The organism is Nocardioides zhouii (assembly GCF_004137345.1).
Classification (GTDB): domain Bacteria; phylum Actinomycetota; class Actinomycetes; order Propionibacteriales; family Nocardioidaceae; genus Nocardioides; species Nocardioides zhouii.
On record NZ_SDWV01000031.1, the window covers coordinates 1 to 23,405 of the forward strand.

Below are 23,405 nucleotides of genomic sequence, written 5' to 3' on the forward strand. Positions count from 1 at the left end.
CCCAGCCGAAGTACTCGGCCGACTATTGTCAGAAGCCGCCACAAACCACGGTGTTGCGTGACTACCTAGATTCCACCCCGGTCGGCACCAGAACTTTGATGCGGACTACCCCACGATGTGGGACCGAGACGACGCCAGCCGGAAGTCAGCGACGCGCGAGGCGGCGTACGACGAGCAGGCCGAGGAGTCCGATGAGCACGGCCGCGGCGCCGGGTGCGGCGGCCCGGGCGAAGCCGGCCGGAGCGACCTTCTCGACCTGGGTCAGCTGCGCCGTCGGCGGAGGCGGCGGCTCGACCGCGGTGCCCTCGCCGAGCAGCTCCTCGACCTTCCCGACCTTCGTCGGGTTGGCGACGCTGGTGCCGCCGCAGGCGTCGGCGGCGTACGGCGTCTCGGTGCCGGTCGCGAGGAAGACATAGCTCGTGCCGACCGCGAGCTCGCCGAGGCCGCACGCGTCGCGGCCACCGGCCGAGAGCACCTGCGTCTCCCGCTCCGGAGAGCCCTGGTAGGTGCGGGAGGCGGTGATCTCGTAGAGGAAGCCGTTGCCCTGCGCCGCGACCTTGTCGATGGTGCCGATGAAGACCAGGTCGGCCTTGCTCACCTGCTTGTCGAGCTGGCCCTGCCGGCACGTGCAGTCCGCGGACGCCGGGGCGCTCACCGTGAACACGAGGCCCAGGCACGCGAGCAGCAGCGCTGCGGCAAGTCGGGCGGCTCGGAACATGGCGGCAGCCTAGCGAGAGAGGGAGAAGAGGTCGGCCAGCACCACGGCCACGCCGTCGTCGTCGTTGGCCGGCGCGAGGTGGTCGGCGAGGTCGCGCACCGACGCGTGGGCGTTGGCCATCGCGTACGACGTGCCGGCCCACGCGAGCATCGGCAGGTCGTTGGGCATGTCGCCGAAGGCGACGACGTCCAGGGGGCCGAGGCCCATCTCGGCGGCGACGGTGGCGAGGGTGGTGGCCTTCGTGACGCCGGCGGCGCTCATCTCGACCAGCGCGAAGGCCGACGACCAGGTGGTGGTCACCAGCGTCCCGACAGCCGCCTCGACCTGCCGCCAGAAGTCCTCGGGGTCGAGGTCGCGGTGGACGGCCAGGACCTTCACGACGTCGTCGGTCCAGATCGACTCCCACGTGCCCTGGCGCAGGGTGTCGACGTCGTCGGGATGGCGCGGGAAGGCGTGCTCGCTGGCCCAGCCCGACGTGTGCTCGACCGCGAACGTCGTGCCCGGCACCGCCGCCCGCACCATCTCGGCCAGCTCCATGCCGACCTCGCGCGGCACGGCGCTGAAGTCGCGCACCCGGCGCTCGGCGACGTCGTACACGATGCCGCCGTTGCTGCAGATCGCCAGCCCGTGGCCGCCGACGTCGGCCCAGAGCTCCTCCATCCAGCGGACCGGGCGACCCGTGGTGAAGACGACCGGCACGCCGAGCGCGTCGAGCTCGACGAGGACGGCGCGCGTACGGGCGGTGACGGTGCCGTCGGAGTGCAGCAGGGTGCCGTCGAGGTCGGTCGCGACCAGGCGAGGTGCTCGACCGTCGGTCACCGAGCGGGGAACCATCGCGTCAGCTCGACGGCGGCACCCTCGTCGTGAACGGTGGCGGTCACGTCGTCCGCGGCCGCCTTCACCTCGTCGACGGACTGCCCCATCGCCACGCCGCGACCGGCCCACCGGAGCATCTCGATGTCGTTGCGCCCGTCGCCGATCGCGAGCACGTCGGCCGCGCCGAGCCCGCCGATCGCGTCGCAGACGTGCTGGAGCCCGGACGCCTTGGAGACGCCGACCGGGGACAGGTCGAGCCAGGCGGTCCAGCCGACGACGTAGTCGGTGCCGTGCAGGCCGAGCCTGGCTGCGAGCTCGATGAAGTCGTCCGCGGTTGCGTGCGGGTCGCGGATGATGACGCGGCTGACTGGCTCGCCGACGATGTCGCTGACGTCAGTGATCAGCTGCTCACCGGAGAGCTCGCCCTCGGGGAACACCCGGTTGACGCGGTAGCCGCCGACACCCCGCTCCTCGACCGCGACCAGCGCCTCGGGGTGGTGCTCGAGCACCGCCGCGACGGCTGGGGCGGCGTCGAAGGTCTCCTCGTGGACGACCTCCATCGGCGGGTAGCGGAACACCACCGCGCCGTTGGACGCGACCACCCAGAGCCGGTCGGACCCCTCGCGCGGGAGGTGGAGCAGGTCGGCGATGGTCGTCATGCCGTGCGGCGAACGCCCGCTGGACAGCACGATGTGGGCGCCGGCGTCGAGCGCGCGGTGCACCGCGTCGTACACGGGCTCGCTGATGGTCTCGTAGTCGTCGCTCGGGCCGTCGACCCACTTGAGCAGGGTGCCGTCGATGTCGAGCGCGACGACCCGCGGCGACCAGTCGTCAGCCAACGGACGAACCAAGCGGCTTCAGCACCTCGACGCCGCCCATGTAGGGGCGGAGCGCCTGCGGCAGCGTGACCGAGCCGTCCTCGTTCTGGTGGGTCTCGAGGATCGCGACGATCGCGCGGGTCACGGCGGTCAGGGTGCCGTTGAGGGTGGCGACCGGCGTGGCGCCGCCCTCGCCGCGGGTACGGATGCCGAGGCGGCGCGCCTGGAAGTCGGTGCAGTTGGAGGTCGAGGTCAGCTCGCCGTAGCCGTTGCGGCTGGGGATCCACGCCTCGCAGTCGAACTTCCGTGCGGCGCTCAGGCCCAGGTCGCCGGCGGCCGTGTCGATGATCCGGTACGACAGCTCGAGCTTGTCGAGGAACTCCCGCTCCCACGCGAGCAGCCGCTGGTGCTCGGCGTACGACTCCTCGACGGTCGTGTAGACGAACATCTCGACCTTGTCGAACCAGTGCACCCGCCAGATGCCCTTGGTGTCCTTGCCGTGCGAGCCGGCCTCCTTGCGGAAGCACGGGCTGAACGCGGCGTACCGCAGGGGCAGCGACGCGGCGTCGAGGATCTCGTCGGAGTGGAAGGCCGCCATGGGCACCTCCGACGTGCCGACGAGGTAGAGGTCCTCGCCCTCGATCCGGTAGACGTCGTCGGCGGCCTGGCCGAGGAAGCCGGTGCCCTCCATCGCCCGCGGGCGGACCAGCGACGGAGCCGCGGCCTGGATGAAGCCGGCCGCGCGCGCCTGGTCCATCGCCATGTTGACCAGCGCGAGCTGCAGCTGCGCGCCGACGCCGGTCAGGAAGTAGAAGCGCGACCCGCTCACCTTTGCGCCGCGCTCGAGGTCGATCGCACCCAGCAGCCGGCCGAGCTCGATGTGGTCGCGCGGCTCGAAGTCGAACTCGCGCGGCGTGCCGACGTGCTCGATGACGGTGTAGTCCTCCTCGCCACCGGCCGGCGCAGCGTCGTCGGCGACGTTGGGGATCGCCTTGAGCGCCTCGTCCCACTCGACCTCGGCGGCGTTGCGCGCGGCCTCGGCGGCCTTCACCCCGGCGGCGAGCTCCTTCACCTGCGCGAGCAGCGTCTGCTTCTCCTCGCCCTGGGCGCGGGCGACGAGCGCACCGCTGGCCTTCTGCTCGGCCCGCCGCGTCTCGTAGTCGGCGATCGCCTGCCGGCGTGCGGAGTCGGCCGCGAGCGCCCGGTCCACCACGTCGGCGGACAGGCCGCGCTTGGCCTGGGCAGCGCGTACGCGGTCGGGGTCGTCACGGAGGAGGCGGGGGTCGATCATGGGACAAGGCTATCCGCGCGTGACTGACCACTTTTGTCCACCTCACCCGTCGGGCTGACCGGGATCGGGCAAACGGAGCGGATTTCGTCATACTGCGCGGGTGACTCCCGCTTCCCGCACCCGCACGTTCGGCCTGGGCGCCCTCGCTGCGGGACTGTTCGCGTTCCTCGGCGTCCTGGTCACCCAGGATCGAGCACCGCTCGACAGCTTCGACGTCGAGGGCAAGCGGCTCGAGGACTGGGCCGACAACTCCTCGGCCTTCATCGACTTCCTGAGGGTGGTCGAGGTCGCGTTCGGGACCATCGGCATGACGGTCCTGACAGTGGTGCTCGTCGTGGCGCTGCTCCTGCGACGCCACCGCTGGGCGGCGCTGCTGGCCGCAGTCGTGATGATCGTGACGTCGCTGGCCACCTCCGCCCTGAAGGTGTGGCTGGGCCGGGGCCGTCCCGACTGGCAGGACAACCTGGGCCTGCTGGACTCGTTCAGCTTCCCGTCCGGGCACGCCTCGTCCACGGCGGCGTACGCCTCACTTCTGGTCATGCTGCTGGTCATCTTCGTGCGCCGGACCAGCCTGCGCCGGCTCGGTATCAGCCTTGCGGTCGGCTGGTGGCTGCTGGTCTGCTTCGACCGGATGTTGCTCGGGCGCCACTTCCCGACTGACGTGATCGGCGGGTCGCTGCTGGGCATCGGAGTGTTCCTGCTGGCCCTCGCCGTCATCGACCCGCGTCCCCGCTCGACCGCCGCGAAGGCCGAGCCGCTGCCCGAGGTGTACGCCTCTGAGCGGCGGCTCGCGGTGATCCTCAACCCGATCAAGGTCGAGGACGTCGGCCAGTTCCGCGCGGTCGTGGGGGCGATGGCGAAGGAGTCGGGCTGGTCGGAGCCGACCTGGCAGTACACGACGATCGAGGACCCCGGCACCGGGATGGCCGAGAAGGCCGCGGTCTCCGGCGCCGACCTCGTCATCGTCTGCGGCGGCGACGGCACGGTCCGCGAGGTCTGCGCCGAGCTCGCCGGCACGGGCATCCCGGTGGGGATCATCCCCGCCGGCACCGGCAACCTGCTGGCTCGCAACCTCGACATCCCGCTCTACCTCCGCGCGGCCATCGACGTCGCGCTCAACGGCCAGGACCGGGCCATCGACCTGGTGCGGGTCGGCGGCGACGGCATCGAGGACACCCACTTCATGGTGATGGCCGGGATGGGCTTCGACGCCGCGATCATGGAGGGCGTCAACGAGGAGATCAAGAAGAAGATCGGCTGGATCGCGTACGTCGTGTCCGGCCTGCGGTCGCTGATGTTCCCGGCCATGAAGGTCGAGGTCCAGATCGACGACGACGAGCCCACGGTGCACCGCGCCCGGACGGTCGTCGTCGGCAACGTCGGCTTCCTGCAGGCCGGGATGCCGCTGCTCCCGGACGCCACCATCGACGACGGCGTCCTCGACGTGGTGATCCTGCACCCCAAGAAGTTCCTGTCCTGGATCCCGCTCGCCGTCCGGGTGCTCGCCAAGAGCGCCACCGTCGACGAGCTGATCGACCGGCGTACGGGCTCCCGGGTGCGGGTCAAGGCGTCCGCCGACGTCCCCCGCCAGCTGGACGGCGACTCCATCGGCGAGGGTCGCGAGCTCTGGATGGAGTGCATCCACGGGCGACTGCTGGTCCGCGTCCCCCGCTGACCTCCCGTCAGGCGAGGAAGCGGTAGCCCATGCCGGGCTCCGTCACGAAGAGCACCGGGTTGGCGGCGTCCTCCTCGAGCTTGCGTCGGATGCTCGCCATGTGGACCCGGAGGTAATTGGTCTGGGTGTCGTACGCCGGCCCCCACACGGCGGTCAGCAGGTCGGCCTGGCGCACCAGGCGACCCCGGTGCCGGGCCAGCACCTCGACGATCCGCCACTCGATCGGGGTCAGGTGGATCTCGTCCTCACCGCGGGTGGCCCTGGAGTCGGTGACGTCGAGGCGGAGGCCGTCGACCTCGACGACGAGGTCGGGCTCCTCGCGCCCGGCGCGGCGCGACGTGGCCCGCACCCGGGCGAGCAGCTCCTCGATCGAGAACGGCTTGGTGATGAAGTCGTCGGCGCCGAGGTCGAGCGCCTCGACCTTGTCGTCGGACTCGGTGCGCGCGGACACCACGATCACCGGGACCTGGGTGAACGACCGCAGCTGCGTGAGCACGGCGATGCCGTCGAGGTCGGGCAGCCCGAGGTCGAGCAGCACGACGTCGGGCATCCGCTCGTCGACGATCTGCAGGGCGGAGCGGCCGTCGCCCGCCGTCTCGACGTCGTAGTCGCGGGCCCGCAGGTTGATGGACAGGGTGCGCCGCATGGCGGGGTCGTCGTCGACGACGAGCACGAAGGTCACGGGGCCTCACTCTGCTCGATCGTCGGGGGCAGCCGGGTGGGGAGCTCCAGCACGAACGTCAGTCCGCCACCGGGCGTCTCCTCGGTGGCAATCGTCCCACCCATCGCCTCGGTCAGGCCGTGCGCCACGGCGAGGCCGAGCCCGACACCGTCCTGCTGCGGCACGTCGCCGAGCCGTTGGAACGGCGCGAAGAGCCGCACCTGGTCGTGGTCCTTCACCCCCGGACCGGTGTCGGCGATCCGGAGCACCACGCGATCCGAGGCGGTCGTGGCGTCGATGCGTACGTGCGCCGAGGCGGGGGTGTACTTCAGCGCGTTCTCGCAGATGTTCGCCACGACCCGGTCGAGCATGCCGGCATCCGCCACTACCACGAGGTCGGGGTCGAGCGCCACGTCGATGCGCTCGCCACCCGACAGCGGGGCGATGCTCCCGCGGACCGCGGGCGCGAGGTCGACCTCGGTGAGCAGCGGCCGGACGGACCCTGTGTTGATCCGGCTCATGTCCAGCAGGTTGGCCACGAGTGCGCTCAACCGGTCGGTCGACTCCTCGATGGTCGCGAGGAGCTCCGCCTCGTCCTCCTCCGAGAACGTGATGTCGGTGGCGCGCAGGCTGGCGACGGCGACCTTGGCCGCGGCGAGCGGGTTGCGGAGGTCGTGCGACACGGCTGCGAGCAGCGCCGTACGGGTGCGGTCGGCCTCCTTGAGGCGCACCCGTTCGACCTCGGCGATCGTCGCGAGCCGGCGTTCGGCCATGACCTTCGCGTAGGCGGCGTACGCGTTGAGCAGTCCGCGCTCCGACGCGGCGAGCGTCGCGCCCGAGAGCACGAGCGTGTTGCGACCGTCGATCGCCGCCGCCATGTCGGCGCGCTCGACGGAGACCGGCGGTGTGCCGCAGCTCGCGACCACCGTCTCCACGCCGGAGTCGTCACGACGTACGACGGCCGCGCCCGTGGCGTTGAACAGCTGGCAGGCCGACGACAGCAGGCCCTCCGTGTCGTCGGTGGAGGTGAGCAGGCTGTGGGCGAGCACGGTCAGCGCATCGGCCTCGGCCCGGGCCGCGCGGGCCTGGGCCGTCCGACGTGCCGCGTTGTCGACCACCGTCGCGACGGCGATCCCGACGGCGACGAAGATCGCGATGGTGACGACGTTCTCCGGCTCGGCGATCGTGAGCGTGTAGAGCGGCGGCGTGAAGAGGTAGTTGAGCAGCAGGGCGCTCGCCAAGGCGGATACGACAGCTGGCGCGAGGCCACCGATGAGGGCCGTCGCCACCACGACCACCATCAGCGACATCGCCTCGATGGGCAGGCCGTGGAGGTCGGCGGTGGCATAGAGGGCGAGGCTCACCAGTGCCGGCGCCGCGAGCCCGAAGGCGAGGCCGGCCAGCCGGCGAGCCCGGCCCAGGTTGTCGACCGGCGGGCGGCGTGACGCGCGTCGGGCGTAGTCGTGGGTGACGATGTGGACGTCGATGTCCCCCGACGCGCTGACGACCCGCTCGCCCACCCCGGGCCGCAGCAGGGTGGAGACGCGGCCGCGGCGGCTGGCGCCGATGACGACCTGGGTGGCGTTCTCGGCGCGGGCGAAGGCCAGGATCGCGTCGGCGGCGTCATCGCCGACGACAGTGTGGAAGGTGCCCCCGAGCTCGTCGGCCTTGGCCGCCAACCGGGCGAGCTGGTCGGGCGAGGTCCCGGTGAGCCCGTCCTGGCGCGTGACGTACAGCGCCTGCCACTCGCCACCCGAGCGTCGCGTCGCGATTCGCGACGCCCGGCGCATCAGGGTGGACGACTCGGGACCACCGCTGATGGGAACGACGATGCGCTCACGGGTCGCCCAGGTGGTGTCGATCTCGTGCTGGTCGCGGTAGCGCTCGAGCCCCTCGTCGACGCGGTCGGCGAGCCACAGGAGCGCCAGCTCGCGGAGCGCGGTGAGGTTGCCCTCGCGGAAGTAGCGCGACAACGCGGCGTCGATCTTGTCGGCGGTGTAGATGTTGCCGTGGGCCATCCGCCGCCGCAGCGCCTGCGGGCTCATGTCGACCAGCTCGACCTGGTCGGCGGCCCGCACCACGTGGTCCGGCACGGTCTCGCGCTGCCGGACCCCGGTCACCTGCTCGGTGACGTCGTTGAGCGACTCGAGGTGCTGGATGTTGACGGTGGTGATGACCTCGATGCCCGCGTCGAGGAGTGCCTCGACGTCCTGCCAGCGCTTCTCATGGGTGCTGCCCGGCACGTTGGTGTGGGCGAGCTCGTCGACCAGCACCACGTCGGGCCGCCGCGCGAGGATGGCCTCGAGGTCCATCTCCTCCTGCACGGTGTCGCGGTAGCCGACCTGCGCACGGGGCACGACCTCGAGTCCTTCGAGCGCCCGCTCCGTCTTCGGTCGGCCATGGGTCTCGACGTAGCCGACGACCAGGTCGGTGCCCCGCTCGACGCGACGACGGCCCTCGTCGAGCATCGCGTACGTCTTGCCCACGCCCGGCGCCGCGCCGAGGTAGACCCGCAGCCGTCCGCGGTCGGTGGGCAGGGGCATGCGGTCAGTCTCCACCCTCGACCGAGCGGCGCACGGCGAGGTTCAGCTCGAGCACGTTGACCCCGGGCTCGCCCAGGAAGCCGAGGCCGCGGCCGTCCGTGTGCTCCTCCACGAGCCGCTCGACCTCGTCGAGCGACAAGCCGTTGGCGGCCGCGACGCGCGGTGCCTGGAGGGCGGCGTACGCCGGCGAGATGTGCGGGTCGAGGCCGGAGCCGGACGCCGTGACCGCGTCCGGGGGGACCGCCGACCCGTCGACGCCCTCGCGAGCCGCCACCTCGGCCCGGCGCTCCCCGATGGAGGCGATCAGGTCGGTGCTGAGTGGGCCCAGGTTGCTGGGGGCGGAGGCGAGGGTGTCGTAGTCGTTGGCGGAGGGCCGCGAGAGGAACCACTCGTCGCCCTCGAACTGCTGGCCGATCAGGCGTGACCCGACGACCTGGCCGTCGACCCGGACCGGCGAGCCGTCGGCGCGGTCGCCGAAGGCCTGGCCGGCGGCCCACACGGCGGTCGGGTAGCCGACCCCGAGCAGGACGGTCATCACGAGGAGGAGGCGCAGCCCGGCAACGGACTGGCGGAACAGGTCGGTGAACACGGTGATCATGCCTTTCTCAGGAGCCCAGTCCTGGGATGGTCGAGACGAGCAGGTCGATGAGCTTGATGCCGATGAACGGCACGACGATGCCGCCGAGGCCGAACACGAGGATGTTTCGCCGCAGGACCGACGTGGCCGAGGCGGCGCGGAAGCGGACGCCCCGCAGCGCCAGCGGGATCAGGGCGACGATCACCAGCGCGTTGAAGATCACCGCGGAGAGGATCGCCGACTGCGGCGTGGCGAGGTCCATCACGTTGAGCTTGTCGAGCGAGGGGTAGGCCACGACGAACATCGCCGGGATGATCGCGAAGTACTTCGCGACGTCGTTGGCGATGGAGAACGTCGTCAGCGCGCCACGGGTGATGAGCAGCTGCTTGCCGATCTCGACGATGTCGATGAGCTTGGTCGGGTCGGAGTCGAGGTCGACCATGTTGCCGGCCTCCTTGGCGGCGGCCGTGCCGCTGTTCATGGCGACACCCACGTCGGCCGCGGCGAGCGCGGGGGCGTCGTTGGTGCCGTCGCCGGTCATCGCGACCAGCCGGCCACCCTCCTGCTCCTTCTGGATGTAGGCCATCTTGTCCACGGGCGTGGCCTCGGCGAGGAAGTCGTCGACCCCTGCCTCGGCGGCGATCGCCTGCGCGGTGAGGGCGTTGTCGCCGGTGATCATGACCGTCCGGATGCCCATCGCGCGCAGCTCGGCGAAGCGCTCGGCCATCCCCTCCTTGACGACGTCCTTGAGGTGGATCACCCCGAGCACCGTGCCGTGGCCCGAGCTGTCCTTGCGGCCGATCACCAGCGGCGTTCCTCCCGAGCGGGAGATCTCCTCGACGATCTCGTGCACCTCGGCGGGCTGCTCGATGCCGAGCCAGGCGGCGATGGCCGACCCGGCGCCCTTGCGGACCTCCGTGCCGTCGGCGAGGTCGACGCCGGACATCCGGGTCTGGGCGGTGAACTCGACGAAGGTGGCGCCCGACGGGAGGTCGTGGTCATCGGCACCCTGGGCGAGCGCGAGGTCGACGATCGAGCGACCCTCGGGGGTCTGGTCGGCCAGGCTGGAGAACCGTGCGGTGTCGCGCAGCTCGACCTGCTCCACCCCCGGCGCCGGCACGAGGCGGCTGGCCTGGCGGTTGCCGTACGTGATCGTGCCGGTCTTGTCGAGCAGCAGGGTGCTGACGTCACCGGCGGCCTCGACCGCGCGGCCCGACATCGCGAGCACGTTGACCCGCACCAGGCGGTCCATGCCGGCGATGCCGATGGCCGACAGCAGGGCGCCGATGGTGGTCGGGATGAGGCAGACCAGCAGCGCGACCAGCACCACGACGTCCTGCGGGGCGCCGGCGTACGCCGCCATCGGGGCGAGCGTCGCGACCGCCGCCAGGAAGACCAGCGTGAGGCTCGCGAGCAGGATCGAGAGGGCGATCTCGTTCGGCGTCTTGCGCCGGGACGTGCCCTCGACGAGGGAGATCATCTTGTCGAGGAACGTGTCGCCCGCCGCCGCCGTGATGCGTACGACGATCCGGTCCGAGAGCACGCGGGTGCCGCCGGTGACGGCGCTGCGGTCGCCGCCAGCCTCCCGGATGACGGGAGCGGACTCGCCCGTGATCGCTGACTCGTCGACGGAGGCGATGCCCTCGACGATGTCGCCGTCGCCGGGGATGACCTGGCCCGCCTCGACGACCACCCGGTCGCCGACCACCAGCCGGGTCGCGGGCACCTCGGACTCGGAGCCGTCGTCCGCGAGCAGTCGCGCGAGGGTGTCGGTGCGGGCGGCCCGGAGCGACGCTGCCTGCGCCTTGCCGCGGCCCTCCGCGACCGCCTCGGCGAGGTTGCCGAAGAGGACCGTGAGCCAGAGCCAGACGGTGATGGAGATCGTGAAGGCACTGGGGTCCGCGACCGCCGCGACGGTGGTCGCGACCGAGCCGAGCAGCACCAGGAACATCACGGGCGAGCGCCACAGGTGACGGGGGTCGAGCTTGCGGAACGCCTCCGGCAGCTGGGTCGCGGACTGGGTCAGGAGAGTGTTCACGTGAGGGCCTCAGCAATCGGTCCGAGGGCGAGCGCCGGGAAGTACGTGAGGCCGGTCATGATGAGGATGACGCCGACCAGCATCCCGACGAAGAGGGGCTTGTGGGTGGGCAGGGTGCCCGCGGTCACCGGGACCTTGCCCTGCTCGGCCAGCGATCCGGCGAGCAGCAGCACGAGGACGATCGGCAGCAGCCGGCCGGCCAGCATCGCCAGGGCCAGCGTGATCTGGAAGAAGTCCGAGGTGACCGTGAGGCCGCCGAAGGCGCTGCCGTTGTTGTTGGCGGCCGAGGTGAACGCGTACAGCACCTCGGAGAACCCGTGACCTCCCGCGTTGCCCATCGCGTCGGCGCTGGAGTCGCGGGCGATGGCGATGCCGGTGCCGACCAGCACCAGCGCCGGAGTGGCGAGCGTGTAGAGCGCGACGTACGTCATCTGCCGCGCGCTGATCTTCTTGCCGAGGATCTCGGGCGTCCGGCCGACCATCAGGCCGGCGACGAAGACCGCCAGGATCGCCATCACGAGGATGCCGTAGATCCCCGCCCCGACGCCTCCGGGCACGATCTCGCCCAGCATCATGTTGACCAGGACGGTGCCGCCGCCGGTGGCAGTGAGGGAGTCGTGGGAGGCGTTCACCGCACCCGTCGACGTACCGGTCGTGGCGACGGCGAACAGCGCCGAGGCCCACTCGCCGAAGCGGGTCTCCTTGCCCTCCATCGCGGCGCCCGCGGCCTGCGCGGCCGGCGAGTGGGCGCCGACCTCCGCCCAGGTCGTGATCGCCAGGGAGACCGACCACAGCAGGCCCATCACGGAGAGGATCGCCAGTCCCTGGCGGCGGTTCCCGAGCATCGTGCCGAGGGTGCGGGTGAGCGCGACCGGGAGGACGAGGAGCAGGAAGATCTCGAGGAGGTTGGTGATCGCGGTGGGGTTCTCGAACGGGTGGGCGGAGTTGGCGTTGAAGAAGCCGCCGCCGTTGTTGCCGAGCTCCTTGATGGCCTCCTGGCCGGCGACCGGACCGCCGGTGAGGACCTGCGGGTGGCCGGCCAGCGTCGTCATGGTCGAGTCGGCGAAGCTCTGCACGACCCCGCCGGCGACGAGGAGGAGCGCCGCCACGAACGACAGCGGCAGGAGGATGCGGATCGTGCCGCGGGTCAGGTCGACCCAGAAGTTGCCGAGGGCGCCGCTGCGCGAGCGGACGAAGCCGCGGATCAGCGCCACCGCGACGGCGATGCCGACGGCCGCGGAGAGGAAGTTCTGCACCGCGAGACCCGCCATCTGCGCGGTGAACCCCAGCGTCGACTCACCCGCGTAAGACTGCCAGTTGGTGTTGGTCACGAAGGAGACGGCCGTGTTGAACGACATCCAGAACGGGACGCCCGGCAGGCCGCGGTCCATCGGCAGTGCGGCCTGCCCGAACTGGATCGCCATCAGGACGACGATGCTCACCAGGCTGAAGCCGACGACGCCCGTCGCGTACGACCGTGCGCCCTGCTCGGCGTCGGGGTCCACGCCGCTCAGCCGGTAGACGGCACGCTCGACCCGCAGGTGCGTGGTGCTCGTGTAGACCCGGGCCATGTAGTCGCCGAGCGGGACGTACGTCGCCGCCAGCGGGGCGACGAGGAGGGCGATCGTGAGGAGGCCGCCGAGGGTGTCGGTCACGAGAAACGCTCCGGGAAGATCAGGGCTGCGAGGACGTAGAGCGCGATGCACACCACCGCGACCACGAGCAGGCTGGACAGAAGACTCATGTCCACCAGCGTGGGTCCGGCGCCTGCCCGGCTCCCCGGTCTTGACGCGATCTTGGCGCCCGTTGACGGGCACTTGTCGCCGGTGTGACCCGCGACGCTCAGGCGTCGACGAGCGGTGCGACCTGGTCGGCCAGGAGCACCGCGACGCGGCACTGCTCGCGCGAGGGGCGTACGACGCGGGTGGCCGCAGTGACCTCGAAGTGCCCGACCACCCGGGTCGCGCGGCGCACCTCGACGGCGACGAGCTCGTCGACGGGCAGGCCGGTCCGCTCGACGTCGCGGTGGTGACCGTTCTGCGTGAGGACGCCGTCGTGGTCGAGCAGGGCCACCCGACGGTCGCGCACCGGGCCGGCGACCCAGCGGCACGAGTCGGCACCCAGCACGTCGGCAATGTGGCGCGCCACGACGTCGACCACCTCGTCCGGGCCTGCCGCTCCCCCACTCACGCTCGCGGCGGCCGACAGGGCGCCGTCGAGGTAGCCCGCGCGGCGCGCGGCCTGCGCCTGCTGCCGACGCCCCCACAGCGCGATCTCGGTGACGGACAGGCCGATGAGCACCAGCAGCACGGTGGCCTGGATGTCGTCGCGGTCCTCGATCACGAGCCGGAGGTAGGGCTCGGTGAGGAACACGTCGAACCACAACCCGCTGGACGCCGCCGCCAGCACACCGGCGACCCGGTCACCCGTCGCCGCCACCGCGACGATCGCGAGGACCAGCACGAGCACGGCGCTCGCCGCCGTGACCCAGCCCCGCAGGCCGTAGAGCAGGGCACAGAGCACGAAGGGGGCGGCCAGGGCCGCGATCCTGGCCGTCGTCGGGGTCTGCCACCAGGGTGCCGCTGACGGGTCCATCCTTGGATGGAAGCACCGCGGGGGGCTCGCGAGCCGGTCTTGACGCGTTCCTGACGCCGATCAGATGCGTTGCACGCGGGTCAGGGCCGGGCGTGCTCGATCGCCTCGTCCTCCTCCGGCGAGAGCTGCTGCTCGCAGGTCCAGCCGGCGACCGACTTGGCGTAGGTGCGGGCCTCGCTGCGACCGTGGATTGAGGTCAGCACGACCCCGTGGCCGGCGTCGTCGAGGACGGCGAGGCTCCAGCTGAGGTGCCCGCCGACGTCGCCGAAGGCGTCGTAGCGGACCACGGAGAGGTGGCGCAGGGCGTCGCGGTTCTCCGCCTTGAGGGCGGCGACCTCCTGGCGCAGGCCGTGCACGTCCTCGGGAAGCGCGTCGACCCCCTCGCCGCCGGCTCGCGGCGTCGTACGTCGCAGGGCGAGGCCGCCGAGGACGCAAGCCAGGGCGGCGAGGACGACGGCGACGACCGAGAGCACGAGCACGCCTGAACCCTATGACCGCGTGCCGGTCAGGGCCGGTCGGACACGGCCGGAGGTGCCAGACTCCAGCACGTGAATCGACGCATCGCCTACCAGGGAGAGCCCGGAGCCAACTCTCACCTGGTGTGCCAGCAGGCCTACCCCGACTGGGAGCCGGTGGCGTGCGCGTCGTTCGAGGACGCCTTCGCGGCCGTCGAGACCGGCGACGCCGACCTCGCGATGATCCCGATCGACAACTCGATCGCCGGCCGGGTGGCCGACATCCACCACTTCCTGCCGACCTCCGACCTCCACATCGTGGGCGAGAGGTTCCTCCGCATCCAGTTCTCGCTGATGGCACTGCCAGAGGCGAGTATCGACTCGCTGCGGACCGTGCACAGCCACGTCCACGCCCTCGGACAGTGCCGCGGCGTGATCCGCGAGCTGGGCCTCACCCCGGTCGTGGCCGGCGACACCGCCGGGGCGGCCCGCGAGGTCGCCGAGTCCGGCGACCTCACCCAGGCGGCCATCGCGCCGCCGCTGGCCGCCGAGATCTACGGCCTCCAGGTGCTGCGCGAGGAGATCGAGGACGAGGACCACAACACCACGCGCTTCGTCGTGCTCTCCCGCGACTTCGAGCAGGCGGTGAGCGGCGCCGGCCCCGTCGTGACGACGTTCATCTTCAACGTCCGCAACCTGCCCGCGGCGCTCTACAAGGCCCTGGGCGGCTTCGCCACCAACGGCGTCAACATGACCAAGCTGGAGAGCTACATGGTCGGCGGGCACTTCACCGCCACCCAGTTCCTCGCCGAGGTCGACGGCCACCCCGACGACCCGGGCGTACGCAACGCACTGGAGGAGCTGGCCTTCTTCACCACCGAGGTCAAGGTGCTCGGGGTCTACGCGGCCGACGCCTTCCGGGCCGGGTAGCCGAGCCCGGTAGTTCGGCTTTGAACGACCCTGACAGACTCGCCCGGTGATCGACCTGTTGGTCGTGGCCCTCGCCTTCGGCGCCATCTTCGTCGTCGAGCTGCCCGACAAGACCTTCATCGCCACCCTCGTCATGTCGACGAAGATGCGCCCGCTCTTCGTCTGGATCGGCGTGGCCCTGGCGTTCCTCGTGCAGACGGGTGTCGCGGTCGGCGTCGGCAAGGCCGCCTCGTTCCTGCCCGAGCAGCTGATCCACACCGTCGCGGCCCTGATGTTCGTGATCGGCGCGATCATCCTGTTCCGCGAGGCGCGCTCGGCCGACGAGGACGAACCCGGGCAGGAGGACGAGTACGCCGCCAAGGCCACCGCGCAGGGCTTCCGCGTCATCGTCACCTCGTTCCTGGTGCTGTTCGCCGCGGAGTGGGGCGACCTCTCGCAGCTGCTCACCATCTCGCTCGTCGCGAAGTACGACGACCCGGTCTCGGTCTTCATCGGCGCGTGGGGTGCTCTGCTCGCGGTCTCCGGCCTCGCCGTCATCGTCGGCCGGCTGCTGCTCCAGCGCGTACGCCTCGCGGTCCTCCACTATGTGGGTGCGACGGTCTGTGTCTTGATGGCACTGTTGACCGTGTGGGAGATGACGCGCTAGTCCGCCGACAGGATGCCGAGGACCGCGTCGGCCACGGACGCGGGAGCAGTGCTGGACAGGGAACCTGACGTGCCGGCCACCTCACGCACCTCGCCCCGGGCCGACTCGGCGGCGTACAGGTCCTGACCGGCCCGCCACGTCGACCACCACCGTTCCCGGAGCGGGGACGGCAGCGTCGGCAGGCGTTCGCGACCGAGAGCGGGCCAGAGGACAATGACCGGGACGTCCCCGAACCCCGGCCCGGCAGCAGTCAGCGTCTCGGCGGCTTCGGCCTCGCTGGCGGGCAGACTGATCTGCTCGCCGTTGCGGGATGCCTCGTCGCTCGCCAGGTCGGCGCGCTGCTGCGTCACCGATCGCGGCTCCCCGGTGACCTTGTCGCCCAGCGCGGTCGTTCGGTCGATCGTCACGTTCACTCCGCGCGGGTCGAGCAGCACGAGGCCGGAGAGCAGGGTCGGGTCCAGGTCCGCCAGCTCGGTCGCCGTGTAGGCAGCCGCTCCGTCGGCGACCAGGACCACTCGCGGACCGAGGTCCGCTGTCGCGATGAGCTCGCGCAGGTCGGCCGCGAGGTCGGCAGCCGTACGTGGCGCGCGCGGAGGGGCATCCGACCTGCCCACCCCCGCGCGGTCGTACAGGCACACCCGCGTCGACGTTGCGAGCTGGGCGACGACTGCCTCCCAGGCCTCGGCCGACCCACCGATGCTCCGGTCCACGACGACGGTCTCGTCATCGCCCTGCGCCTGGCCGCGGCAGTCGAGGAACAGTGAGCGGCCCCCGATGTCGACAGAACGGGAGTCAGGGAGTCGCGCCGGTTCGGGCTCGACGTGGCCACCCAGCCGCACGACCACGCCCACGCCCACCACCAGGAGCACCACGACGACCATTGCCGCGCTCGTCACATGCAGCCTGCGCCGCGCGGCGGTCGAGCGCGCGTCGTCGAGTGCGTCGAGGAGGTCACCCTGCCAGCCCGCGCGGGGTTCGAGCTGGTCGGCGATCTGGTCGAGGTCCTTCTGGAGCATCGTCTCGTGGTCCCTCATCGCCGGCCCCCGGATCCGGGCCACGACGGCGTGGGCGCCAGCACTCCGCGCAGGGCAGCCAGCGCGCGCGCTCGGTGACTCTTCACGGCACCCGTGGAGCACCCCAGGACGCCGGCGATCTCGACCTCGGACAGGTCGTGGAAGTAGGCGAGGACGATGACTGCTCGCTGGCGGGCAGGAAGCGCAAGCACCGCTGGCCAGGTCTCGCCTGCCCAGATCGGCTCCTCCGCCTCTCGAGGCTGCTCGGGGATGCGTTCGAGCGACAGCTCGGTCGTCGATCGTCGTCGACGCGTGGAGATGTGGGTGCGGACGAGGGTGGTCCTGACGTACCCCTCAATCGCAGCAGGCTCGCGAATCCGTCCGCGACTGCGATAGACCGACAGGAGGGCCTCCTGGACCAGGTCCTCTGCCTGCGCCCGGTCGCCAGTGAGGAGGTACGCCGTCCGCAGGAGGGCGGTCGAGCGCGCGCGGACGAAGTCGGCGAAGGCCGTGTCCGCATCCATGCCCCATGGTCGCCCCCACATGATTCGTTGCGCTACTGCTGCGCCCGGCGGTAACCCCCGCGACGGCCCCGATGCGTCCTACTGGGTGACAGGACATTGCTCACCCCAGGAGGCAGCCATGGCGCGACCCGGGCCGGCCGCCGCGACGCTCGCACTGCTAATGGCGCTCACGTCGTGCTCTGCGGAGGGAGTGTCCGACGCGGGCGCGGACCCGGCCCCGGCACGCGACACGTCGGAGGCGGCGACCACCCCGGCCACCATTGAGACCAGCAACGGCGCCACCCTGCCCCTCGTCTACCAGGACTCCCCGTCGATCTGGGTCGATCTCGCCGACGGCAACGACATCCGGGATGCAGCGCCCGGAGTACGGGGCGACAAGCAGCATCCCGACTGGTCCCCGGACGGCATGCGGCTGGCCTTCGACGAGAACTTCGCCACGATCTGGGTCGTGCACGTCGACGGGACCGACGAGCAGGCGATCTACGAGTGCGTCGCTCCCTGCGCCGCCGTGCAGGACGCCTCCTGGTCGCCCGACGGCACCCAGCTCGCCTTCATGCGGGTGCTCGGAGACGGCACCCACACGGTCGCCGCCCAGGTCGTCGTCGTCGACGTGGCCTCCGGCGACGTGCGGGTCGTCCACGAGGACCGCTCGGGGACCGCGTGGGTCTACCAGCCTCGATGGTCCCCCGACGGAAAGAGGATCGTCCTCGACCGCAGCGTCTGGGCCAGCAACCTCCTCGACGAGTCCGTACGTCGCCGCACCGACCTGATGATCGTCACGCTGGGCGACGGCGCCCGTCTCGTGAGGGGCACGCGGGGCGGACAGGCGCCGGACTGGAGCCCCGACGGCTCGTCAGTCGTCTTCGAGGTCAGCGGTCGGCTTGCACTGATCTCGCCCGACGGCACCGGGCGCCGATGGCTGACCCGCAAGACCGATGGTCCCTCAATCCAACCCACCTTCCTGCCAGACGGGACCGGCGTGGTGTTCACGTCAGATGGCGCGGCTGGCCCGACGGCCGCTGCTATCTCGCTGTTCGACGGCACGATCACCCGGGTCACGAGCACGGTTGCCACGCATCCGCGCGTGCGCCCCACGGGGTAGCGGTGGCACTGTTGACCGTGTGGGAGATGACGCGCTGACCAGTCGGGACCTGCATGCGGTCCGCGACCGCTTCGTCGCCGTCAACGGCGACCACCCGATGACCCCGAAGGACGACGCCTACGTCCGCGAGCACTTCGTCGCCGCGACGCCCGAGGCGGTCACCCTCATGCTCGAGGGCCGCCTGCCGCTGCCGTCGTACGTCCTCTCCGACGGGACGCCGATGGTGCCCGGGGCGCACGGCTCGCTCGCCGAGCACGCGGGTGGCCTTGACCGCCTGCACGACTGGTTCGTCGCGTTCTGGGAGGACGACCCGGCCACGGGCGAGCAGGAGTGGGCGGCCTACCTCTCCGGGCAGTACGTCTGCCTGCGCACCGTCGACCCGGTGCGGATGAAGCAGAAGACCGAGCGGATCGCCGACGCCACCGAGGCCGTCGAGCGACTGCGCCGCGACCCGTCGGACGCGGTCGGGCGTGGACTCCTCGGACAGGCCGTCGACGGCGTGATCGCGGTGCCCGGGCTGGACGCGCTGCTGCTGCCGATGACGGCGTACGACCGGCTGCGGTTCGGCGGCCCGACGAGCCGTGCGCTGTGGGTCGACGTCCCGCGCGCCGAGTTCCTCACCCCGGTCGCCCCCGCCTGGCCGCTGCGCACCGAACGCCTGGTCCTGCGGCCGTTCGTGCTCGACGATGCGGACGCCTTCGTCGACGCCTGGGCCTCCGAGGAATGGACCAGCCTGCTGCTCAGCCGGCCGATGAACCGCGCCGAGGTGCACGCGATGGTCCGCCGCCGCACCGAGCCCGGAGACGGGGAGTTCTTCGGCCTGGCCGTGGCCACCCACGACGGCACCGTCGTCGGCGACTCGATGCTCCACCTGCAGGGCACCGGGCTCAGCGAGGGCGAGATCGGCTGGACGATCCTGCCCGAGTACGCCGGCCGAGGTTATGCGACCGAAGCCGCGCGCGCCGTCCTCGAGATGGCCTTCGTCCACTTCGGCCTCCGCCGCGTCGTGGCCAACCTCGACGCCCGCAACGACCGGTCCGCCGCCCTCTGCGAGCGGCTCGGGATGCGGCGCGAGGTCGACAAGCGTGGCGACTTCTGGTCGAAGGGCCTCTGGACCAGCTCCTACGAGTACGCCCTGCTCGCCGAGGAGTGGCGCGCCCAGCAGGCCTGAGGTCGCCGCCGCACCTGCGGCGGATCTGGCCCGCGGTCCGGCGATCGCGGGGCCACAAGCGCCGCACGTGTGCGCGGGCTGTGGAGGACGCGCACGCAGCCCAGGCCGTCACGTGCACGATCTCGGGATGGACTTCGACCCCGCCACGCCCTTCCGGCGCAGCACGGGGATCGCGGCCGGGGTGAGCCCGAAGGAGCTGCGTGGCCCTTCCTACCGGATGGTGCTGCCCGGCACGTATGTGCGAGCGGCAACCGTGATCACTCCGCTGCTGCGCGTCCGTGCCGCCCTGCTGCCGTACGGCAGCGTGGCCTGGGCGAGCCACGCCTCGGCCGCCCGGGTGTACGACCTGCCGATCCCAACCATCGCCGATGAGCACGTGAGCGTGGCGCGCGCCGGACTGCGGCGGCGGCACCGAGGAATCACGGTGCACGTCGGGAGGGGAGGCACACGGGTCGTGCGGGGCGTCAGGGTCTCCGAGCCGCGCATGCTGTTCGTGGAGCTGGCGGGGCTCCTCTCCCTGGTCGACCTCGTGGTGGTCGGTGACGCGATGGTGCGCCGCCGGCTCACGACGCCCGAGGCCCTGGTGGAGTTCTGCTCTGTGGTCTCGCACCGCGCGGCAGCGGCGGCACGACGCGCGGCGACGTACGTCCGGTCCGACGTGGACTCGCCGATGGAGACTCGGTTGAGGTTGTTGATCGTCCTCTCGGACCTGCCCGAACCTCGGATCAACCTGGCCATCCGCGACGACGCAGGAGACGTCATCCGCAAGTACGACCTCAGCTATCCGCTCGTGAAGGTCGCGGTGGAGTACAGCGGCAAGGTCCACGTGCTCACGCGCGAGGCGTGGGAGGAAGACCTCGAGCGCCGCGACGCGAGCGACGACGAGGGCTGGCGGCTGGTGCCGGTGATCAGCTCCGGGATCTACGCCAAGCCGGAGCAGACCCTCCGCCGTGTCCACCGGGTGCTGCTCGATCGCGGTCAGCCGGGCGTACCCCTCCGGCTCGGCGACGCCTGGCGGGCCCACTTCCCGGGGCACGCGGACCCGACGTGAACACGTGCGGCGCATGTGGTCCGCGGGTGATGCCTCGAGGGACCAACTCCGCCGCACGTGCGCACGGCCGCAGCGCTAGAGTCCCGGCATGGTCACCACACCCCACGGCGCCGACAGCGAGGTCGGGCGCCTGGCCACGGTCATGCTGCACCGCCCCGGCAACGAGCTGAAGCGGCTGACGCCCCGCAACAACGACCGACTCCTCTTCGACGGCATCCCCTGGGTGAGCCGGGCGCAGGAGGAGCACGACGCCTTCGCCGAGACGCTGCGCAACCGCGGCGTGGAGGTCCTCTACCTGACCGAGCTGCTGACCGAGACCCTCGACAGCGAGCTCGCCCGCAACCACGCCATCACGAGCGCGCTCTCCGGGCTGCACCTCGGCGACACGATGCGCCGCTACCTCGCCCAGGCCCTGCGTGAGCTGGCGCCCGCCGAGCTCACCGACACCCTGACCTCCGGCATCCGCAACGACGAGGTCCGGGGCGGTCACGGCCTGGTCACCAGCCTGCTCGACCCGCACGACTTCCTCATCGACCCGCTCCCCAACCTGCTTTTCACCCGCGACTCGAGCGTGTGGGTCAAGGACCGGGTGGCGGTCACCAGCCTGGCGATGCCCGCGCGCAAGCGCGAGACGCAGCTGACCGAGCTGATCTACACCGAGCACCCGCGCTTCGCCGGCACCCGCAAGATCCACGGCTGGCACAACGAGCACGTCGAGGGCGGCGACGTCCTGCTGCTCGCGCCCGGCGTGATCGCGGTCGGCGTCGGGGAGCGTACGACGCCCGCAGGCGTGGAGCGCCTCGCCCGCCAGGTCTTCCACGCGGAGCTGGCCCACACCGTCCTCGCCGTGCCGATCGCGCAGGAGCGCGCGACCATGCACCTCGACACTGTCTGCACGATGGTCGACGTCGACAAGGTCGTGATGTACCCCAACGTCGCCGACACCCTGCGCGCGGTGACCGTGACGCTGGGCGACCCCGGCTCGGGCGAGTCCGACCTCACCCTCGAGGTGAGCGGGTCCGAGCCGTTCCTGGTGGCCGCTGCCAAGGCGATGCAGATCGACACCCTCCACCAGATCGACACCGGCCTGGACCCGGTCACGGCGGAGCGCGAGCAGTGGGACGACGGCAACAACACCCTCGCTCTCGCCCCGCGCGTGGCGGTCGCCTACGAGCGCAACGACGAGACGAACGACCGGCTCGAGGACGCCGGCATCGAGGTCGTCAGGATCGCCGGGTCCGAGCTGGGCTCGGGACGCGGTGGCCCGCGCTGCATGAGCTGCCCGGTCGCCCGCGAGCCGCTCCACGTGGAGTGAGCCACACCGGCATCACGTTCGCCCCGATCAATCGTTGAGGTGTCATGACTGAATCCATCCTGGATGGCCTCGAGCCCGCCGACGTCAAGCGCGTCCTGGCGGCCGGCACCGCGCTGACCCTGCCGCAGGGCTGGTCGCCGATCGCGGAGCGCACCCCGGCCGACAAGGCGTACCTCATCACCGAGGGCGAGGTCTCGGTCCGCAAGGGCGGCGTCGAGATCGCCACCCTCGGCCCGGGTGCCGTCGTCGGCGAGGCGGCGATCGTCAACCGTACGCTGCGCTCGGCCACCATCGTCGCGCTGACGCCGCTCAAGGTCGTGCACTTCACCAGCGACAGCATCGCGGCACTCGCCGACCAGGTCCCCGCCTTCGGCGCGGCCCTCCGCGCGGCGGCCGCAGGGCGCATCAAGGGGAGCTGACCCGACGTGGCCGACGAGGAGGAGGAGCCGGCCGTCGACGTCGAGCCCGGGGACAGGGCCGACCTCGCACGCGCCATGGAGGCCTTCCTGCTCGGCGAGGAGCCCAGCCTGACGCGGGTGCAGGTCGCCGAGCGCGCCGGCGTGCCCCTCGACCTCGCGGTCACCCTCTGGCACCAGCTCGGGTTCCCGCACCGCGGGGATGACGACGTCGCCTTCGCCGAGAGCGACGTCGAGGCGCTTCGCCTCACCAGCGACCTCGTCGAGCTGGGGATCCTGCCGCCGGAGTCGCAGGCCGCGCTCGTCCGCACCTGGGGTCGCAGCTACGCCCGGCTGGCGGAGTGGCAGACCACCCTGCTCGCCGGCGTCGCCGGCCAGGGCGGCGACCCGGCCACCGCGCTCACCGCGCTGGCCACCGACGTCCTGCCCCGGGTCGAGGCGCTGCAGACGTACGTCTGGCGCCGCCACCTCGCCAGCGCCGCCGGTCACCTGCTGGAGGACACCAGCGCCCTCGACCCCGGCGAGACGCTCCTGTCGGTCTGCTTCGTCGACATCGTCGGCTACACGACCCAGAGCCGCAGCCTCGACGGCCCCGAGCTCGTGGAGTGGGTCGACCGCTTCGAGCAGGACACCACCACGCTGGTCGTCGACCACGCGGGCCAGGTCATCAAGACCATCGGCGACGAGGTGCTCTTCACCGTCGCGGACCCCGCCGCCGCCGTCGAGATCGCCCTCACCCTGACTGCGCGCGGTGACGACCCCGACGACCCCTTCCCGGCCGTGCGTGCCGGCATTGCCCACGGCGCCGTCGTACGCCGTCTGGGCGACGTGTTCGGCTCCACCGTCAACGCCGCCTCACGCCTGACCTCGGCCGCGCGCCCCGGCTGCGTGCTGGTCGACGCGGGCGTCCACGAAGCCCTCACGGACTCCGACGAGGAGTCGCCGTTGCGCTGGCGCCGGCTGCGCCGAGTGTCCGCGAAGGGCTTCGACCACCTCGAGGCCTGGCGGGTGCGTCCGGGGGACCCGGCGAAGACGGATCGCTGACCGGGG

Annotated in this window: 23 protein-coding genes; 9 read left to right on the forward strand and 14 right to left on the reverse strand. The window is 71.6% G+C overall.

Annotated features, from left to right (window positions below):
- Positions 1 to 145: 145 nt before the first annotated feature.
- From EUA94_RS20670 to serS, 4 genes are read right to left on the reverse strand one after another with little or no spacing between them, the layout of a single operon-like run.
- Entirely contained in the window at positions 146 to 718 is a 573-nt protein-coding gene (locus tag EUA94_RS20670) for a hypothetical protein (protein WP_129428771.1), read from the reverse strand.
- Positions 719 to 727: 9 nt separating this feature from the next.
- Positions 728 to 1,537 (reverse strand): HAD-IIB family hydrolase, encoded by an 810-nt coding sequence (locus tag EUA94_RS20675; RefSeq protein ID WP_242495084.1) that lies wholly within the window; start codon positions 1,535 to 1,537, stop codon positions 728 to 730.
- The gene (locus EUA94_RS20680) at positions 1,534 to 2,373 is read right to left on the reverse strand and encodes an HAD family hydrolase (protein WP_165357081.1); all 840 of its coding nucleotides are present in this window, start codon (positions 2,371 to 2,373) and stop codon (positions 1,534 to 1,536) included. The genes EUA94_RS20675 and EUA94_RS20680 overlap by 4 nt, the downstream gene beginning before the upstream one ends.
- Positions 2,366 to 3,643, reverse strand: a complete 1,278-nt coding sequence (gene serS, locus EUA94_RS20685) for a serine--tRNA ligase (protein WP_129428777.1) — start codon at positions 3,641 to 3,643, stop codon at positions 2,366 to 2,368. Before serS ends, EUA94_RS20680 begins: the two co-directional genes overlap by 8 nt.
- 100 nt (positions 3,644 to 3,743) lie before the next feature.
- Here serS and EUA94_RS20690 point away from each other — a divergent pair, with 100 nt between their 5' ends.
- Positions 3,744 to 5,318, forward strand: coding sequence for a bifunctional phosphatase PAP2/diacylglycerol kinase family protein (locus tag EUA94_RS20690; protein WP_242495087.1), 1,575 nt, complete (start codon positions 3,744 to 3,746; stop codon positions 5,316 to 5,318).
- 7 nt (positions 5,319 to 5,325) lie between these two features.
- Here EUA94_RS20690 and EUA94_RS20695 read toward each other — a convergent pair whose 3' ends face one another.
- The 8 genes from EUA94_RS20695 to EUA94_RS20730 all read right to left on the reverse strand — a co-directional run bounded on the left by EUA94_RS20695 (position 5,326) and on the right by EUA94_RS20730 (position 14,211).
- Positions 5,326 to 6,000 (reverse strand): response regulator, encoded by a 675-nt coding sequence (locus EUA94_RS20695; RefSeq protein WP_129428778.1) that lies wholly within the window; start codon positions 5,998 to 6,000, stop codon positions 5,326 to 5,328.
- Positions 5,997 to 8,522, reverse strand: coding sequence for a sensor histidine kinase (locus EUA94_RS20700; RefSeq protein WP_129428780.1), 2,526 nt, complete (start codon positions 8,520 to 8,522; stop codon positions 5,997 to 5,999). The genes EUA94_RS20695 and EUA94_RS20700 overlap by 4 nt, the downstream gene beginning before the upstream one ends.
- Positions 8,523 to 8,526: 4 nt before the next feature.
- Positions 8,527 to 9,120 (reverse strand): potassium-transporting ATPase subunit KdpC, encoded by a 594-nt coding sequence (gene kdpC, locus EUA94_RS20705; protein ID WP_129428781.1) that lies wholly within the window; start codon positions 9,118 to 9,120, stop codon positions 8,527 to 8,529.
- A gap of 7 nt (positions 9,121 to 9,127) precedes the next feature.
- A complete protein-coding gene (gene kdpB, locus EUA94_RS20710) occupies positions 9,128 to 11,137 on the reverse strand; it encodes a potassium-transporting ATPase subunit KdpB (protein WP_129428783.1) in 2,010 nt (669 codons plus the stop codon).
- Positions 11,134 to 12,792, reverse strand: a complete 1,659-nt coding sequence (gene kdpA / locus EUA94_RS20715; RefSeq protein ID WP_129428785.1) for a potassium-transporting ATPase subunit KdpA — start codon at positions 12,790 to 12,792, stop codon at positions 11,134 to 11,136. The genes kdpB and kdpA overlap by 4 nt, the downstream gene beginning before the upstream one ends.
- A complete protein-coding gene (locus EUA94_RS20720; protein WP_129428787.1) occupies positions 12,789 to 12,881 on the reverse strand; it encodes a potassium-transporting ATPase subunit F in 93 nt (30 codons plus the stop codon). Before EUA94_RS20720 ends, kdpA begins: the two co-directional genes overlap by 4 nt.
- A gap of 98 nt (positions 12,882 to 12,979) precedes the next feature.
- The gene (locus tag EUA94_RS20725) at positions 12,980 to 13,732 is read right to left on the reverse strand and encodes a DUF4118 domain-containing protein (RefSeq protein WP_129428788.1); all 753 of its coding nucleotides are present in this window, start codon (positions 13,730 to 13,732) and stop codon (positions 12,980 to 12,982) included.
- 80 nt (positions 13,733 to 13,812) lie between these two features.
- A complete protein-coding gene (locus EUA94_RS20730) occupies positions 13,813 to 14,211 on the reverse strand; it encodes a DUF4446 family protein (protein WP_242495089.1) in 399 nt (132 codons plus the stop codon).
- A gap of 69 nt (positions 14,212 to 14,280) precedes the next feature.
- Here EUA94_RS20730 and EUA94_RS20735 point away from each other — a divergent pair, with 69 nt between their 5' ends.
- Both EUA94_RS20735 and EUA94_RS20740 read left to right on the forward strand, forming a co-directional pair.
- Positions 14,281 to 15,117 (forward strand): prephenate dehydratase, encoded by an 837-nt coding sequence (locus tag EUA94_RS20735; protein WP_129428790.1) that lies wholly within the window; start codon positions 14,281 to 14,283, stop codon positions 15,115 to 15,117.
- A 46-nt stretch (positions 15,118 to 15,163) separates the two neighbouring features.
- Positions 15,164 to 15,763, forward strand: coding sequence for a TMEM165/GDT1 family protein (locus EUA94_RS20740; RefSeq protein ID WP_242495091.1), 600 nt, complete (start codon positions 15,164 to 15,166; stop codon positions 15,761 to 15,763).
- Here EUA94_RS20740 and EUA94_RS20745 read toward each other — a convergent pair.
- Together EUA94_RS20745 and EUA94_RS20750 are read right to left on the reverse strand one after the other, a co-directional pair.
- The gene (locus EUA94_RS20745; protein ID WP_129428791.1) at positions 15,760 to 16,797 is read right to left on the reverse strand and encodes an alpha/beta fold hydrolase; all 1,038 of its coding nucleotides are present in this window, start codon (positions 16,795 to 16,797) and stop codon (positions 15,760 to 15,762) included. The two genes, EUA94_RS20740 and EUA94_RS20745, sit on opposite strands and share 4 nt — an antisense overlap.
- Positions 16,794 to 17,300 carry a SigE family RNA polymerase sigma factor gene (locus EUA94_RS20750; protein ID WP_129428793.1) on the reverse strand — a complete coding sequence of 169 codons (507 nt, stop codon included), beginning with the start codon at positions 17,298 to 17,300 and terminating at the stop codon, positions 16,794 to 16,796. The genes EUA94_RS20745 and EUA94_RS20750 overlap by 4 nt, the downstream gene beginning before the upstream one ends.
- Positions 17,301 to 17,418: 118 nt before the next feature.
- Here EUA94_RS20750 and EUA94_RS20755 point away from each other — a divergent pair, with 118 nt between their 5' ends.
- The 6 genes from EUA94_RS20755 (at position 17,419) to EUA94_RS20780 (ending at position 23,399) form a co-directional block, all read left to right on the forward strand.
- A complete protein-coding gene (locus EUA94_RS20755) occupies positions 17,419 to 18,402 on the forward strand; it encodes a TolB family protein (protein WP_129428795.1) in 984 nt (327 codons plus the stop codon).
- A gap of 19 nt (positions 18,403 to 18,421) precedes the next feature.
- Positions 18,422 to 19,573 (forward strand): GNAT family N-acetyltransferase, encoded by a 1,152-nt coding sequence (locus EUA94_RS22485; RefSeq protein WP_207210679.1) that lies wholly within the window; start codon positions 18,422 to 18,424, stop codon positions 19,571 to 19,573.
- A gap of 127 nt (positions 19,574 to 19,700) precedes the next feature.
- Positions 19,701 to 20,624, forward strand: a complete 924-nt coding sequence (locus EUA94_RS20765; protein ID WP_129428796.1) for a hypothetical protein — start codon at positions 19,701 to 19,703, stop codon at positions 20,622 to 20,624.
- 88 nt (positions 20,625 to 20,712) lie between these two features.
- Positions 20,713 to 21,939, forward strand: a complete 1,227-nt coding sequence (locus EUA94_RS20770) for an arginine deiminase (RefSeq protein WP_129428798.1) — start codon at positions 20,713 to 20,715, stop codon at positions 21,937 to 21,939.
- A gap of 44 nt (positions 21,940 to 21,983) precedes the next feature.
- Positions 21,984 to 22,358 carry a cyclic nucleotide-binding domain-containing protein gene (locus tag EUA94_RS20775; RefSeq protein ID WP_129428800.1) on the forward strand — a complete coding sequence of 125 codons (375 nt, stop codon included), beginning with the start codon at positions 21,984 to 21,986 and terminating at the stop codon, positions 22,356 to 22,358.
- Positions 22,359 to 22,364: 6 nt separating this feature from the next.
- On the forward strand, positions 22,365 to 23,399 hold the full coding sequence (locus tag EUA94_RS20780) for an adenylate/guanylate cyclase domain-containing protein (protein WP_242495093.1): 1,035 nt from the start codon (positions 22,365 to 22,367) through the stop codon (positions 23,397 to 23,399).
- Positions 23,400 to 23,405 lie beyond the last annotated feature (6 nt).

Excerpts from the sequence above, each read along its gene's own strand:
- EUA94_RS20670 (WP_129428771.1), bottom strand. The coding sequence starts at position 718 with ATGTTCCGAGCCGCCCGACTTGCCGCAGCGCTGCTGCTCGCGTGCCTG.
- serS (WP_129428777.1), bottom strand. The coding sequence starts at position 3,643 with ATGATCGACCCCCGCCTCCTCCGTGACGACCCCGACCGCGTACGCGCT.
- EUA94_RS20700 (WP_129428780.1), bottom strand. The coding sequence starts at position 8,522 with ATGCCCCTGCCCACCGACCGCGGACGGCTGCGGGTCTACCTCGGCGCG.
- kdpC (WP_129428781.1), bottom strand. The coding sequence starts at position 9,120 with ATGATCACCGTGTTCACCGACCTGTTCCGCCAGTCCGTTGCCGGGCTG.
- EUA94_RS20720 (WP_129428787.1), bottom strand. The coding sequence starts at position 12,881 with ATGAGTCTTCTGTCCAGCCTGCTCGTGGTCGCGGTGGTGTGCATCGCG.
- EUA94_RS20725 (WP_129428788.1), bottom strand. The coding sequence starts at position 13,732 with ATGGACCCGTCAGCGGCACCCTGGTGGCAGACCCCGACGACGGCCAGG.
- EUA94_RS20745 (WP_129428791.1), bottom strand. The coding sequence starts at position 16,797 with ATGAGGGACCACGAGACGATGCTCCAGAAGGACCTCGACCAGATCGCC.
- EUA94_RS20750 (WP_129428793.1), bottom strand. The coding sequence starts at position 17,300 with ATGGATGCGGACACGGCCTTCGCCGACTTCGTCCGCGCGCGCTCGACC.
- EUA94_RS20755 (WP_129428795.1), top strand. The coding sequence starts at position 17,419 with ATGGCGCGACCCGGGCCGGCCGCCGCGACGCTCGCACTGCTAATGGCG.
- EUA94_RS20765 (WP_129428796.1), top strand. The coding sequence starts at position 19,701 with ATGGACTTCGACCCCGCCACGCCCTTCCGGCGCAGCACGGGGATCGCG.
- EUA94_RS20770 (WP_129428798.1), top strand. The coding sequence starts at position 20,713 with ATGGTCACCACACCCCACGGCGCCGACAGCGAGGTCGGGCGCCTGGCC.
- EUA94_RS20775 (WP_129428800.1), top strand. The coding sequence starts at position 21,984 with ATGACTGAATCCATCCTGGATGGCCTCGAGCCCGCCGACGTCAAGCGC.